Annotated in this window: 11 protein-coding genes; 9 read left to right on the forward strand and 2 right to left on the reverse strand. The window is 47.4% G+C overall.

Annotated features, from left to right (window positions below; genetic code table 11):
* The 7 genes from K384_RS02840 (at window position 1) to K384_RS02870 (ending at window position 8364) form a co-directional block, all read left to right on the forward strand.
* Entirely contained in the window at window positions 1-906 is a 906-nt protein-coding gene (locus tag K384_RS02840) for a glycosyltransferase family 8 protein (protein WP_038029199.1), read from the forward strand.
* Entirely contained in the window at window positions 903-1808 is a 906-nt protein-coding gene (locus K384_RS02845; protein WP_038029201.1) for an FkbM family methyltransferase, read from the forward strand. The genes K384_RS02840 and K384_RS02845 overlap by 4 nt, the downstream gene beginning before the upstream one ends.
* A gap of 15 nt (window positions 1809-1823) precedes the next feature.
* A complete protein-coding gene (locus K384_RS02850; RefSeq protein WP_038029203.1) occupies window positions 1824-2825 on the forward strand; it encodes a hypothetical protein in 1002 nt (333 codons plus the stop codon).
* Window positions 2822-3709 (forward strand): hypothetical protein, encoded by an 888-nt coding sequence (locus K384_RS02855; protein WP_051633057.1) that lies wholly within the window; start codon window positions 2822-2824, stop codon window positions 3707-3709. The genes K384_RS02850 and K384_RS02855 overlap by 4 nt, the downstream gene beginning before the upstream one ends.
* Complete coding sequence (locus K384_RS02860; RefSeq protein WP_084147092.1) at window positions 3706-4416, forward strand: class I SAM-dependent methyltransferase; 711 nt, start codon at window positions 3706-3708, stop codon at window positions 4414-4416. The genes K384_RS02855 and K384_RS02860 overlap by 4 nt, the downstream gene beginning before the upstream one ends.
* A gap of 7 nt (window positions 4417-4423) precedes the next feature.
* Window positions 4424-5317 (forward strand): glycosyltransferase family 2 protein, encoded by an 894-nt coding sequence (locus K384_RS02865; protein WP_051633058.1) that lies wholly within the window; start codon window positions 4424-4426, stop codon window positions 5315-5317.
* Window positions 5318-5442: 125 nt separating this feature from the next.
* A complete protein-coding gene (locus K384_RS02870) occupies window positions 5443-8364 on the forward strand; it encodes a DEAD/DEAH box helicase (protein ID WP_038029204.1) in 2922 nt (973 codons plus the stop codon).
* Here the strand turns inward: K384_RS02870 and K384_RS02875 are convergent.
* Together K384_RS02875 and aat are read right to left on the reverse strand one after the other, a co-directional pair.
* Window positions 8357-9733 carry a PD40 domain-containing protein gene (locus tag K384_RS02875; protein ID WP_084147093.1) on the reverse strand — a complete coding sequence of 459 codons (1377 nt, stop codon included), beginning with the start codon at window positions 9731-9733 and terminating at the stop codon, window positions 8357-8359. The genes K384_RS02870 and K384_RS02875 overlap by 8 nt on opposite strands.
* 91 nt (window positions 9734-9824) lie before the next feature.
* Window positions 9825-10526: a leucyl/phenylalanyl-tRNA--protein transferase gene (aat, locus tag K384_RS02880; protein ID WP_038029208.1), complete on the reverse strand. Its 702-nt coding sequence runs from the start codon at window positions 10524-10526 to the stop codon at window positions 9825-9827.
* Window positions 10527-10615: 89 nt separating this feature from the next.
* Between aat and K384_RS02885 the strand changes: the two genes are divergently transcribed.
* A complete protein-coding gene (locus K384_RS02885; RefSeq protein ID WP_051633059.1) occupies window positions 10616-12745 on the forward strand; it encodes an OmpA family protein in 2130 nt (709 codons plus the stop codon).
* A gap of 56 nt (window positions 12746-12801) precedes the next feature.
* Window positions 12802-15003 carry a reprolysin-like metallopeptidase gene (locus K384_RS02890; RefSeq protein WP_051633060.1) on the forward strand — a complete coding sequence of 734 codons (2202 nt, stop codon included), beginning with the start codon at window positions 12802-12804 and terminating at the stop codon, window positions 15001-15003.
* Window positions 15004-15013: the final 10 nt, after the last annotated feature.

Raw genomic sequence — 15013 nt, forward strand, 5'->3', positions numbered from 1 at the left:
ATGCATATAGCATTCGCTTTTGATAGTAATTATCTTATACCTGCTTATGCGTTGCTTGCCTCTATTTTTAAACACAATCCTGAAACCTCTTTTGCTTTTCATGCCATTTTGCAAGGGATTGATGAGCAAGAACAGGAGCAACTACGCAGCTACATTCACACACATAATGAAAGTATATTGCATTGTTATTCGTTGGATAAAAGCCTTTTAAGCGCTTTCCCCACGATGAATCACTGGAATGTAGCGCCTTATTTGAAAATTTTTTTCCCTTTGCTGCTCAAGGGAAAAGTAGATAAGTTACTTTTCTTGGATGTTGACATGCTCGTAGTTAACAGCCTTAGCTGTTTGTACAACCAGGACTTGGGAGAATACCCGGTTGGCGTAGTGAAAGACAACTACGTCTCGCAGAATGCCTTTTGGAGTCTACACCTTAGAGAGGATTACTTTAACTCCGGCATGATGTTGATAAATGTAGAATTGTGGAATAAGCTTAAAATATCGGAGCAAGCAATTGCATTTGCACGAGAAAACCCCGGTAAAATTTACTATGTAGACCAAGATGCTTTGAATGTAGCAGTAGCCGGGCGGCATCTGCTCCTGCCGGAGAAATACAACTTGCTTCAAAGTTATATTCCTCAAGATGCATCAAGGCAATTCTATAATGAGTTTTTGAAAGAGCAAGTTGTTTTGCACTTTACTTTGCAAAAACCGTGGCAATATCTATGTAAACACCCTTACCGGCATTTATACCGCCACTATCTTAAAATGTCCCCTAAGAAGGCAGCGCCCGTAATTACAGACTTTTCAATATCTAAACTTCCTGCATATCTTCGTATAAGGCTTATAGAATGGTATTTAAACACTCCTTTGTTAATTAAGTTTTGGAAAGCAATTAAACAACCATGAAACACCTGAAACGTATCTATACACTTTGGCGAGTTACTACCTTGCACGAGTTTTATTTTATTCTTTTTCATCATTTCATCACGGCGTCTTTGTATAAAAAAGATATACAGCTGCAGCGTTTGCTGATATTTGTCGTTGCTTGTGCAGATAAAGGTTATCGTTTAAAGTTGCAAGGAAAAGAGTTTATACATGTATCGGGTATAGGAAAGAAGCGCAACTTAAATATACTTGTCCGGAAATATACACGCGACCTGTTGGTATTTGAAGGCTTTTTTGTATCAGATGATTACCAAGCATACATAGAAAAAATACAAAAAGGAAAAGAAGGGGTTAAGTACATTATAGATGCAGGTGCCAACATTGGCTGTGCGGCACTTTATCTGCACAGTTATTTTCCGGACGCCCGGATTATCTGTATAGAGCCGGAAATTTCCAATTTTAGCCTTCTGAAGCAAAATATAGCTATCAATCACTTGGAGGACTACATAAAATGTGAGCGTAAGGCTTTGTGGAATAAAATAACTGATTTGCCTCTGCGCCGTATAGATTACTCACATGATGGATTTCATGTGATGGAAGAAGGGGTAACTCATGAAGTCATTGACCAAGTGAAAACCTGTACCGTACTTGAGCTGATGGATACTTATCAAGTAGATGTTATTGGGCTGCTTAAAATTGATATAGAAGGGGCTGAGAAGGTCTTATTAACTGATGAGACGCATTTTTTGAAGCTTGCAGAAAAGACCAATTTTATTCTTTTAGAGGTGCATCAAGAGCATATAGCAGAAGACACAGCTGCTGCCTGTTTACAAAAGGCTGGTTTTTGCACTTCTATTACTTCTGTTTATGGGCAACCTTCGCTGGTATTTGCATATAAACCGGAATTGGAGCCCTCCAACTGAAAAACATAAAAGATAATGCAAACCTCTTTTATATACTTCTCTTCGGGACATGCAAAACTACACAACAGAACCATATTGTCGGTTCTTAGCTTGCTGGGCAACTACGCCTTGACACCCGGCGACCGCTTGCTCATATACACAGATGAGCCGGCATATTACGAACCATTCTTGTCCGGGGTGCCTGTTGAATATAAGTTGCTGCCCGAAGCCAAGATAAAAGAGATGATGGGACCCGATGACCTGATTCACCGGGTGAAGATAGGGGTAATTGAAGACGCAGCCTGCACCTACCCTCAAAATAACATCTTTTATATTGACTCTGATACCTTTTTCTTTGCACCCATCGGCGACTTGTTACAAAAAATAGCGCCTCACCGCTCGGTGATGCATAAGTTTGAGTATGAGATGACTTTTTTGGGGACCTATCCCCTTCACGACAAAGACCACTTCCGGGCAGTATATGAAACCCTGCGGCACAAGACCTTCCACATAGCCGGCAAGGCAGTGCGCATCCGCCCCGAAGACTTCGCTTCGTGGAATGCCGGTATCATAGGTTTGCATCATAGCAATGCCGCTTGGCTCCGGGAAGTGTACGAGCTAACAGACCAATTGTATGAATCTGCCCGTAATCACGCCTGCGAGCAGTATGCTTTTTCTTATGTTTTACAGAAACGCACAGAGCTGCTTTCCTGCGAGCATTGCAACCGGCACTATTGGCACCGCATTGAAAAGCAGATTGTAGATGAGTTTTTACAAAGAAAACTCACTAAAGAGTTTGAACGCCTTCCACTACCGCTTAAAATAGAACATGCCGGCAAGTGGTGCCGCTTTCTGTTGAAAAAAATACCCAAGCACCCTTATTGGTTGCGATATAGTGCTATGATTGCTTTTCAAGAAAGGCAGTTTGTCAAAGGTTATTGGTTGGCAATGAAAACCCTGGCGGCAGCGCCTCGTCAAGATGTTGCCTTTTTTAAAGATATAGCCTACCATACTAAAAGGATGTTGTTAGGCAAATGAAAGACACTCCAAAGATAAAAGTCGGTTTTTTGGTCTCGTATGACTGGCAGCTGCTGCGTCATGCACTTCCTTTGGTTTATAATGGCGCAGACGAAATCTACCTGGCACTGGACAGAAAGCGGCTTACTTGGGCAGGGGCACCTTTCGCTTTTGACGAAGAGGCTTTTAACGACATGCTTAAAGCAATAGATGTTAATGGCAAGGTGCATCTTTATGAAGATGATTTTTTTGTGCCGGACTTAACACCCATGGAGTGCGAGGTGCGGGAGCGCAACTTACTTGCAAAAGCAATGGGAGAAGGGGGGTGGCATGTTCAGCTTGATGCAGATGAATATTTTTTGAACTTTGACGGCTTTTGCAATTTTCTGAGAAGGCAGGACCTTAACCAAAAAGAGGTAAATTACTGCGTTTCACTGGTGAACTTGTTTAAAAAACTTCCGGGGGGGTATTTGTATATCGTTACCAGGCGGCTCGACCTCATACAAGTAGCCACCAACAAGCCTTGTTATCAGTACGGTCGAAAAAATGATTATTTTAATAAGGTAGCCCCCTTCTTTATATTGCACGACACGTGGGCAAGACCGGAGGAAGAGGTGTGGCAAAAAATCACCAACTGGGGGCATAAAGATGATTTTGATACTGCGGATTATTTTAACTTTTGGAAAGAACTGAACAGCAGCAACTACCATACAGCAAAAGACTTCCATCCGATAGAACCTTCACTTTGGCATCGCTTGGAATTCATCGAAGCGTCCGGTATTGAGGAGCTTGCCGCACGCTTTGCTGCGCTGCCTTTTCCCTTGGATTCGTGGCAGCTGATGCTAAAAAACAACAGAAACATAGCCCGCATAAAACACCTTTGGCACAAACTGCGAAACTTATGAAGCTCATACAGAATATCAAACAGAAAATCCATGATTGGAATGCGGCACGGGAGTTGCGTAAATATGCCCCTTTGCTTGCCAAAGATGCCGGGGGCTTAAATGCAACACAACTTGTAGAACTTATTTACAGCCCTAAGTGGGAGCGCTTTTTTTGGACCAAGCAAGTGAAAGCAGAACTTGCGGCTTTGGTAGAAAGAGTAGAGGCACTCAAACCCCGGGTCGTTGTGGAGATAGGCACCAATATGGGAGGTTCCTTGTTTTGCTTTACCAAAGTGGCAGCCCCCGAAGCCCTGATTATCTCTATTGACTTACCCGGCGGCATGGGAGGTGGCGGCTACCCATGGTACAGAGAAGAGTTTTATTTGTCGTTTGCTTCTGCAAAACAACACATGCTCCTTTGGCGCGATGACTCTCATAATCCCCTGGTGAAAAAAAGACTCGAGGAGACCCTCCGGCAGCAACCCATAGACTTTTTGTTTTTGGATGGTGACCATTCCTACGAAGGCATCAAACAGGACTTTGAAATGTATGCTCCTCTTGTGCGTAGCGGAGGTATCATCGCCTTTCACGACATAAAACCATCTTTACCGGATAATTGGATACAGGTAGGGCGGTTCTGGGAGGAAATAAAAGCCGGATATAAGCATGAAGAAATCATTGATTCGTCGGTGAGTTGGGGAGGAATCGGCATACTGTATCAGAAGTAGAAAACATATGCGCCTGTCGGTTATTATAGTCAATTACAATACCTTTGAGCTTACGTGTAAGTGCATAGAGAGTGTATTGAAACACACCTCTTTGTCCGACTATGAAATCATATTGGTAGACAATGACTCTTCTGAGTGCCCACCTCAATTGTTTCAAGAGCGTTTTCCTGAAATAGAATTGATTGTCAGCCCGGAGAATGTGGGATTTGCCAAGGGCAACAACTTAGGCATAGCCAAAGCCCGTGGAGAATACATACTGTTGTTAAATAGCGATATAGAACTTGTTGAAGACGCCATTGTGCCTTTGCTCGACTATATGCAGCACAATCCGTCGGTGGGGGTGGTGTCGCCCATGCTTATTTACCCCGATGGGCAGCTGCAACATGTAGCCGGGCGCTTCCCCGGTTTGCGCTACGAACTCATAGAGCTGTTCCGCCTGCACAAGCTTTTGGGTGGCGGTGCCCTGCTGGGCTGGTATTTCGACCACCGGCGCCTTGTGGAAGCCGACTGGGTATGGGGTGCTTTCTTCTTGATGCGCCGGCAAGTACTCGAGTCTTTTCCCCGGCGCCGCCTCCCCGATGATTTTTTTATGTACTTCGAAGATGTACAGTGGTGTTATCATATTAAAAAAGCAGGCTACAAGGTAGTTTACAACCCTATAGTGAAGGCTGTGCACCATGTGTCGGCAAGCAGCAAAGAGCACGGAGTATCCATGCACAAATTGCAGTTAAGTTTAAACAACGAATACATTTTTTGGAAAAAAGAGCGGGGAGAGTGGTATGCCCGTCTTTTGATGGGAGTGCGTGCATTGAAATACCTTAGCCTCCGGCAGCCTCATTTCTTGGCGTTAGCCCGCGTGTACGGGCGCGTCTTTTGGCAGGGCTTGCCCCACGACGAATGAGCACCGTTTTTTTGAAATCTTACATAAATAAAGCCATATAGGCGTGCTGTTATGCTACCTTAAACAAATTGTTTTCTGTATATTATTGCTCTATTTTACTCAATTTGCTTTAAGCTTCACGCTCTATGAAGGTAGCTACTACACAACCTTTCCGCATAGTGTACTCTCTTTTTGCTCATGAGTACTTGGGATACCTCCTGGAATCCTTTGCTATACAACTCAACTCCAAAGGCGAGCTCACGCTTCGGTACCAAAACATATCTGCCAAAAATATCCATGAATTTGCCAAAGAAGCCTCAGAAGTAGATTACGAGCTGACCCGCCTCATGGATAGCATACAGCCGGAGCAGATTGTGCGTAAGTTTTACAATAAAAAAATTTCGCAGGCTGACTTCTTTTTGAAGATATACCATCCTGAAAAAGGCGATAAAATATTACAAGAAAGCATTGCACGCTACATAGAAGAACGCCGGGCTAAAATCCTTGCCCTGCTGCGTGATCATGACCGCCCGCTCTATATCATGGGCAACGACGGCAATCCGGCATGGCAACAGGTCGAAATAATGAAAGAGGCTGCCACCGTGCTTTTTCATTTCCGCAGGCACGAACACGAAACCCATTACTTCCCGACCATCAAGCATGCCGGGCAAAAAGTGCATTTTCATAAAAAAGAAAGTATTCTCATATGCCATCAGCCGGCATGGCTTTTAATAGAAAATAAACTATACCATTTCGCCGATGAGGTGGAAGGGCAGAAGCTAAGCCCGTTTTTAAAACGCCCATTTATTGCCATTAAAAGAGAGCTGGAAGAGACCTATTATCGAAAGTTTGTTGCCCCCCTTATTGCACGTTATCAAGTCTTTGCCAAGGGCTTCGATATTATCAAAGAAAAACCCGCGCCGCGCCCCCTTTTATGGTTTAGCAGCGTGGCAGCGCAGCAAAAGCTGGTGCCGGCAGGTGAAGACGCCGCCGTGGAGCAAGGCGGACAGATACTTTTTCAACTGCAATTCGACTACGGCAGGCATCGTTGTGCGCCCCACGACGAAGGCACGGCGCTTGTTTCCGTGGAGCACGACAACGACCACTATACTTTCTACAAAACCATTCGCTCTTTGTCCAAAGAACAAGCCATCATTCAAAGCCTGCAAGAGAAAGGCTTAATCCTTAAAAAAGGAAGGGCTGTTTGGGATGCGGGCGCTGCCCTCACCTGGATAGATACCCACCGGGAAGCCTTGACGGCAGAAGGCTTTGTATTGGAGCAGAAAGTGGGTGAGGGAAAGGCCTATTTCGTTGGAAAGCCCTCTATTTCCATTGCTATAGAGGAAGTGCACGATTGGTTCGATATCAAGGCGAAGGTGTTCTTTGGTGAATACGAAATCCCATTTCTCAAACTACGGGAATACATCCTCAGTGGCAAGCGCGAGTTTCTGTTACCCAATGGGCAAATAGCCGTCATCCCCGAAGAGTGGTTTGAGCGCTATTATGACCTCTTCCATTATGCACAACCCAACGGGCAAACAGCTACTTTACGCCCTCATCATGTGCAACTGGTAGAGCATCTGCATAAGCACCGCTTGACAGAAGTGCGGCTGTCGGAGCGTTTGCAGCGGCTTCGTTCTTTTGAAAAAATAGAGGACTACCCCTTGCCCGAGGGCTTCCGCGGCGAGCTGCGCCCTTATCAGAAGGCCGGTTATAATTGGTTGCGTTTCTTGAACGAATATCAGTTGGGCGGCTGTTTGGCAGACCATATGGGCTTGGGCAAGACCATACAGACGTTGGCTCTGTTGCAAGCCGAGAAAGAAAAGGGCGCATCCACACCTTCGTTAGTCGTGGTGCCCACTTCATTGGTTTACAACTGGCAGCTGGAAGCCGAGAAATTTACTCCCGGTTTGAAGATTTTTGTTTACACAGGTACTTACAGAAACAAAGACATCAGCCAATTCCAAGGTTACGACATAGTGCTTACCTCTTATGGAATTGTGCGTTTGGATATCGACCTTTTGAAAGACTTTCCTTTTCATTATGTCATCTTGGATGAAGCACAGGCTATTAAAAACCCTTCATCCAACATATCAAAAGCAGTCAACAGGCTAAAATCCAAGCACAGGCTTATCTTAACCGGCACGCCCATAGAAAACTCCACGCTCGACCTCTGGTCCCAAATGAATTTTGTGAATCCCGGTCTGCTGGGCAGCCAGGCTTATTTCAAGCGGCATTTCCTTTACCCCATTGAAAGAGATGGCGACGAAGCCAAAAAAGAAAAGCTCTATTATTTGATTAAGCCGTTTGTATTGCGGCGAAACAAAGCACAGGTAGCCAAAGACCTGCCCGAGAAAATAGAGCAGACCATTTACTGCGATATGAGCGAGCTGCAGGCAAAGGTATATGAAGAAGAAAAATCGAAATACAGAAACGAAATACTGCAGCGTCTTGAAAAAGACGGCTTAGGAAAAACACAGTTTCTGCTTTTGCAAGGGCTGACCCGGCTACGCCAAATAGCCAACCATCCGCGTTTGGCTTTCCCCGATTATGAGGGCAATTCCGGCAAACTGGAAGAAGTGCTCGATAAGCTGGCCATGATTGTGCAAGAAGGTGCCAAGGTGTTGGTGTTCAGCCAGTTCGTTAGCCATTTGAAGATAGTAAAAGACTACCTCGACTTGGTAGAATGGAACTACGCTTATTTGGATGGCGCTACCAAAGACCGTCAAGCAGAAGTAGAGCGTTTTCAAAATGATGAAAACGTAAAGGTGTTTCTTATCTCTTTGAAAGCCGGCGGCTTGGGACTGAACTTGACAGCAGCCGAATACGTCCTGCTGTTGGACCCCTGGTGGAATCCCGCAGTAGAGGCACAGGCCATAGACAGAGCCCATCGTATCGGTCAGAAAAACACCGTTATTACTTACCGCTTTATCTCTAAAAATACCGTAGAAGAAAAGATACTGGCGCTTCAACGCTCGAAACGGCAGCTTGCCGAAGAATTGATTACCGTGGAAGAAGGTTTTATGAAGTCGCTCTCTTCCGAAGATATTATGATGTTGCTTAATTGATGCGTTCAAGTGCCATGATACCGGTGGTAGCCGCTGCCTGGGCTTCCCGGTACATATTCCAAAGACGCAGGCGCTCTTGTTCTTCTTCGGCACGGCGGCGTTCCTCTTCGGCACGGCGCTTCTCTTCTTCTATGCGAGCAAGCTCTGCTTTCGAAGTCAGAGGAACCACTACGTTCAAGCGAACGGTTTCGGTGATTGCGCCTACCTGCAGGCGTACCGTGTTGGGCTGGTAATTCGTTGCTGCACCGGATACAAAATACCGGCCGGACAGGTCGTTCAGCGCTAAGCTGAATTCCCCTTTGGCAGAGGAGCGCCCCCGGGCAACCACCTTCCCCTCGGCATTGACCACAACCACACTGCCCTCGAGCGGGGCTTGTGTCTTGGCATCTATGATTTTTCCGGCAAGCAGCACGGTTACTTGAGGCTTCAAGGCCGGATTGGCATTTTCTACTTTGGCGTAATACAAATCGCCGTCACGTGTAAAGTAAGCTTCCGAGCCGTCGGCCGTGATGATAAAACACTCATCATCGGTTGCTGTATTAAAGGGACTGCCTATGTTGATCACTTCCCCAAAACTGCCATCTTCATGAAGTACCACCTTGAAAATATCAAGTCCGCCAAAGCCGTTGTAACCATCCGAAGCAAAAAATAGGGTTTTTCCGTCACCGGCCAGAAAAGGGTGGCGGTCATTGCCCGGCGTGCTGATGGGCAATTTGCGCAGATAAGACCACTTGCCATCAGCCCCCCGGCGGCTATAATACAGGTCCATGTTGCCGTAATAAGGACCCGTAGCTACAATGAACAAATTACCGTCGGGCGATATGGTCATGCCGTCGGTGGCTAACTCTTTGCCCATGGCTTCCTGGTCTAAAAAGTACTGAGTGATGCCGCCATTAAGCCCGCGCGGACTGACCCACTTGCCGCCTATAATTTGGGCTTTGTAGTAGGGTCCCCGCCGGAAGTTCCATCGCTCCCAGCTTTGAAAATAAACACTGTTGCCGTCCGGAGTTACTACCGGCTCGTCCTCGCCATTCCATGTGTTGATAGGGGGGGGTAGACAGACAGGCTCGCTCCACCGGCCGTTTTCTTTGTAGGCATAATAAATATCGCCATCGTACTCATGGGTTCCATCCGGGCGGTAACGACGTTCCGACCACTCTTTGCCCCCGCGGGTGGACATAAAAAACAAGTAGCGCCCATCCGGGGTAATGCTTGGATTGGTTTCTCTAAAAGGTGAGTTCAGGCGGTAGAGCCGCTCTATGCGCACTTGGTACGGGTGTTTGAGTATGCGCACGGGCTTTTGGGCTTGTATGCCGGTAGAAATCAAGCAGAACAGTAAAAGTTGAAATAGGTATGACAGACGTCTCATCGCAACAGCAAAATTGGTATAAAATCTATTATTGATAAAAGCTAAGAAAAAAAGATGGTTTCAACAATCAAAGGAGCTGTAATATCGCCGCTTAACTGATTTTTTGGAATAGTTCCCCCCAGTTGCCCGTGATGGAAGGCATCGCCAGGGCTGTCTGCAACTCTTCTATGAACTGCCGGCGTGGAATAAGCTCTGCCCCCAAGCTTTCTAAATACTGCGTATATACTTGACAATCGATAAGGTGAAAGCCTTCGGCTTCCAATGTCCGGCACAATGTGATGAACCCTACTTTAGAAGCATTGCTCACAAGGGAAAACATCGACTCACCAAAGAACACACGCCCCATCGACAAACCATATAAACCGCCTACCAGCTGCCCTGCCTGCCATACTTCCACCGAATGGGCATACCCCAGCCGATGCATATGGATATACGCCTGCTTCATTTCTTCGGTAATCCAGGTGCCGTGCTGTCCCTTGCGCGGTACTTGCTGGCAGTGGGTGATGACCGAAACGAAATCTTTATCGTAAGTAACTTCAAAGATTCTTTTTTTCAGTATTTGGCGGCTGCTTTTCGATACCTTCAGCTTGGCAGGATACAATACAAAGCGCGGGTCCGGTGACCACCAAATAATAGGCTCGCCCGGGTTATACCAAGGAAAAATGCCGCTACGATAGGCTAAAAGCAGTCGCTCGTGCGATAAATCACCGCCTATTGCCACAATGCCTTCCTCGCTTGCTTCTTCTACGGGGGGGAAATAAAGGGCTTTGCCCAAAAAATGAATGCCTGCCATCTTCTTTGTCCTGCTTTATTGTTACCTTCTTTTACAATAAGTGGTTTTTTTCCTTGAAAATACTAAATTCGCTATACAAAGGAAAACATATGATGAAACACTTCATAGCCCTGTGTCTGCTGGCTTCGTTTTTGATGACAGCCTGCAACTCATTAAAAAAAGCCGAAAACCTTTATTTGAAGGGGCAATATCAGCTGGCAATAGAGCAGTTGCAAAAAACCAAAGCAGCAGCCGGTAAAAAAGCCGTTTTGCGCAACTTTTATATGGCGCAATCCTACCGTAAGTCCAACCGCCTGCACGAAGCTTTGCCTTACTATGAAAAAATATATAACAAGCCTATACCGAAGCTTATTGACCCGGACGACCACCCCGACGACGCTATTTTTTATTATGCCCTGGCTCTGAAAAACGCCGGTAAGTACGACCAGGCAAAACGGCAGTTCGAAAGCTATGTGCGCCAAGGCAAAAAGGTGGAGTATGTGAAGCGGGCACAAACAGAAATTGAAAACATAGAGCGCCTGCAGCGGCTCATAAAAGAAAAGTCTTATTATGAAGTGGAAAACTGTAGCGGACTGAATTCGCCAGCCGCCGAGTTTTCTGTTTTGCCGCTCTCCGCGCGCGAATTGTTGGTAAGTGCGGCACGCAAGGAAAATATTTACGCTGCCAATGGGCAGCCCTTCACCGGCCTGTATAAAGTGGTGCTTACCGACACCTGCGAAGGCACTTATCAGGTGTTTAGCCCCAATCTGTTTACCGACGGCATCAATGAAGCTACGGCTACTCTTTCGCCTGATGGCAAAACACTTATTTTTGCCCGGGGCAATCCGCAGCAAAAGAAAAATGCCAAGGGGCAAAAAAATGTAAAGCTTTTCATTTCGGAAAAAGTGAACGGAGAATGGACGCCGCCGCGCCTGCTGGAAGGGGTCAGTAGCAACGATGAAGAGCGGTATTACGGAAAACAACTGCCCGGCTCCAAGCCCAAAGCTTATGCATGGGATTCATCGCCCGCCTTTTCGCCCGATGGCGAGCGCCTTTATTTTGCATCTACACGTGAATACGACGACTTTGGTAACCGCAACTTGGGCGGAAGCGACCTGTTTTATGCCATACGCTTGCCCGATGGCAGCTGGGGCAAAGTGCGCCACTTAGGCGACGAAATCAATACGCCGGGCAATGAAATGTTTCCCGTGGTTTCTTCCGACGGTAAACTTTATTTTGCCTCAGACGGGCAGCCCGGCTTCGGGCAACTGGATATATTTGTTGCCACGCGTTCAAAAGGAAAAATTACCATCCGCAATTTGGGCGCGCCTGTCAACTCGCCTTATGACGACTTTGCCATGACCTTCGATTCCGATACCACAGGCTACTTCAGTTCCAACCGCCCGCAGGGCAAAGGCAGCGACGACATCTACCGCTTTATTGACCGCACGCCCAAAACCAAAATCGTGCGTTATTATTTAGCCATCCGCACCTTGGGCATAGAACTGAATGGCACCGAACAACCGTTGCCCAACACGCGCGTACGCCTGCTCGACAAAAACGAACAACTCATTCAAGAACTGTATAGCAACAACCGCGGATGGACCGACACCCTTCCTGTTCCCGAAAATGCCGAGTTTATAGTGCTGGCAGACTTGCCCGAAGGCAAAAAGCAATACCTGGCCGCACGCGAGTTCTTCACCATGGCGGGGCGAAAAATACCACAAGAGCTGCTCGAAAAGCCGGAGACTGATACCGTTCTGGTGTTTGAAGTGAAGCTGAAAGCCTTTGAGGTAAATAAAACCCGTTTTGTGTACAACATCCTTTACGACTACAACAAATGGAATATACGCCCCGATGCAGCGGCTGTGCTCGACCGTATCGTTACTTTCTTGCGCGACAACCCCAACGTAACCGTAGAGTTGCGCTCACATACCGACTCACGCGGCACTTATGCCGATAATGAAATACTGGCGCAAAACCGTGCACAGGCGGCCGTCGATTACATCGTATCGAAAGGCATAGACCGTGAGCGCCTCAAGCCCAGTGGCTACGGCGAGCGGGAGCCGCGTGTGGTAGATGCCGACTTGGCGGCACGCTATCCCTTCCTGAAAGAAGGCGATGTGTTGAATGATGAGTTTATTTACAGCTTTCCCGATGAAGCCACACGGGAACTACTGCACCAGTTGAATCGCCGCACCGAAATTATTATCACCGGCGTTATCAATACCGGCCGGTAGGCGGTATTATTTTTGAGGGATTAAAATATGGTAATTGAAAAGAAGCAAATAAACTTATGAAAGCAATCGTAAAAATTCTTTTTTGGGCAATGGGGCTCATGAGCAGCGCCGTGTATGCACAGCAAAGCGCCTATTGGCAAGCGGTGCAGGCCAGAGACGTGCAGCTGCCTTCTTCTGCGCAACGCGTGTTGTTCCCCGAAGAGTATGCCCTTTTCAGGCTAAATGCCTCTTTGTTCATGAACGAGATGCAAAAAGCACCCCAAGAAGCAGCACGCGCTGCATCCAAAGGGGTTGTGATGGAGCTGCCCTTGCCGGATGGCAGTGTGCAGCGCTTCCGGGTGTATGAGTCGCCGGTAATGGCGCCCGCTTTAGCTGCCAAGTATCCGGCTATTAAAACCTATGTGGCACAAGGTATAGACGACCCCACCGCCACTGCCCGTTTAGGTTGGACACCCACCAAAGGCTTCCATGCCATCATTCGTTCAAAAGAAGGAACCGTTTACATTGACCCTTATGCCAAAGGGCAGAAGGAGTATTACATGAGCTACTTTCGAAGCAAGCTCTTGATTACCAAAAACTTCTTTTGTGAAGTAGATGGTGCCGTGAAAGCTACGCAAGAGTCTGTCTTGGCGCGTGCCGCTCAGCTGGTCGAAGGCAATGAGTTGCGCGTGTACCGGCTGGCACTGGCAGCCACAGGCGAATACACTCAATACCATGGAGGTACCGTGGCGGCAGCACTGGATGCCATGGTGACGACCATCAACCGCGTCAACGAAATTTACGAACAAGATTTGGCCGTGCGATTGGTCTTGATAGACAATACTGATTTGCTTATTTACACCGACCCCACCACAGACCCTTACTCCAACAACGATGGCTATGCCATGTTGAGCGAAAACCAAAGTAATGTGGACGCTGTCATCGGTAGTGCCAATTACGACATCGGGCATGTCTTTAGCACGGGGGGAGGCGGCATTGCAGGCTTGGGCGTTATTTGTTCATCGGGGCAGAAGGCACGCGGCGTAACCGGTAGCACTGCCCCCGAAGGCGACGCCTTTGATGTGGACTATGTGTGCCACGAAATAGGGCATCAGTTCGGGGCAAATCATACATTCAATGCAGAAGTAGGGGCTTGTGCGGGAAATAAAGCGCCTTCGGCTGCCTTTGAGCCTTGGAGTGGTTCTACTATTATGGCTTATGCCGGAATTTGCGCCCCCTTCAACCTGCAAAACCATTCCGACCCGTACTTCCATATACATAGCATACAGGAGATTCAGACAACCATTGCAAGCTCTTCTTGTGCCTCTGTTGAAGCCGTCAACAATACAGCGCCTGCTGTGAGTGTAAGCACTGTTTCTTATACCATCCCGCATTCCACGCCTTTCTTTTTGGCAGGCACTGCTACCGACAGCGAAGACGAAGGGCTTACTTACTGCTGGGAAGAATACGACCTCGAGCAGGATGGGCTGCCGCCTTTGTTTCGAAGCTACCTGCCCACAACGAGTGGCATACGTGTGTTTCCCTCTTGGGACCGCATTTTAAGCAACACCAATGAAGAACCGGAACTGCTGCCTTCAACCAACCGCAGCATGAACTTCCGCCTGACCGTACGCGACAACCATGCCGGTGGGGGTGGGGTGAGCTACGAGTCAGCGAGTTTGAATGTAACCACGGCGGCCGGTCCATTTCGTGTGACTTATCCCAACTCTTCTTTTGTAACGTGGTATGAAGGCGATGAAGTTACCATCAATTGGGATGTGGCCAATACCGACCTTTTCCCTGTAAACTGCCAAAGCGTCGATATCTATTTGTCGAAGGATGGAGGTGCTACCTTTCCCGCCGGTTTAAAGCTGGCATCGGGCGTGCCCAACACCGGTAGCTATACACTCACCTGCCCGGCTGTCACCACCACGCAAGCCCGCATCATGATAGTGGCTGCCGACAATGTGTTTTTCGACGTCAGTGATAACAACTTTACCATCTTTTCAAATGTGGTAACAGCACCGGACGAGGAATTATCGGAAAAAGTAGCCGTTTATCCGAATCCAAGTCATGGGGTTTATGTTATTAAAGTACCGGCTGAATTGAAGGGGGCACGGGCCTTGGTGTTCAATACCTTAGGCGAGCAAGTAGCAGCCCAAATCATAGGACAAGAGCGCTTGGAGCTCGACCTGCAGTCGCTGCCGGCAGGGGTGTATGTGCTAACTATTCGCACAGAGCGTGCACAAATACAAAAACGCTTGATTAAAGAACGGTAAAATAAAAGTA

The organism is Thermonema rossianum DSM 10300 (genome assembly GCF_000426825.1).
GTDB classification, from domain to species: domain Bacteria; phylum Bacteroidota; class Bacteroidia; order Cytophagales; family Thermonemataceae; genus Thermonema; species Thermonema rossianum.

Coding starts and splice junctions, on each gene's coding strand:
- K384_RS02840 (WP_038029199.1), top strand. CDS start 1: ATGCATATAGCATTCGCTTTTGATAGTAATTATCTTATACCTGCTTAT.
- K384_RS02845 (WP_038029201.1), top strand. CDS start 903: ATGAAACACCTGAAACGTATCTATACACTTTGGCGAGTTACTACCTTG.
- K384_RS02850 (WP_038029203.1), top strand. CDS start 1,824: ATGCAAACCTCTTTTATATACTTCTCTTCGGGACATGCAAAACTACAC.
- K384_RS02855 (WP_051633057.1), top strand. CDS start 2,822: ATGAAAGACACTCCAAAGATAAAAGTCGGTTTTTTGGTCTCGTATGAC.
- K384_RS02860 (WP_084147092.1), top strand. CDS start 3,706: ATGAAGCTCATACAGAATATCAAACAGAAAATCCATGATTGGAATGCG.
- K384_RS02865 (WP_051633058.1), top strand. CDS start 4,424: ATGCGCCTGTCGGTTATTATAGTCAATTACAATACCTTTGAGCTTACG.
- K384_RS02870 (WP_038029204.1), top strand. CDS start 5,443: ATGAAGGTAGCTACTACACAACCTTTCCGCATAGTGTACTCTCTTTTT.
- K384_RS02875 (WP_084147093.1), bottom strand. CDS start 9,733: ATGAGACGTCTGTCATACCTATTTCAACTTTTACTGTTCTGCTTGATT.
- aat (WP_038029208.1), bottom strand. CDS start 10,526: ATGGCAGGCATTCATTTTTTGGGCAAAGCCCTTTATTTCCCCCCCGTA.
- K384_RS02885 (WP_051633059.1), top strand. CDS start 10,616: ATGATGAAACACTTCATAGCCCTGTGTCTGCTGGCTTCGTTTTTGATG.
- K384_RS02890 (WP_051633060.1), top strand. CDS start 12,802: ATGAAAGCAATCGTAAAAATTCTTTTTTGGGCAATGGGGCTCATGAGC.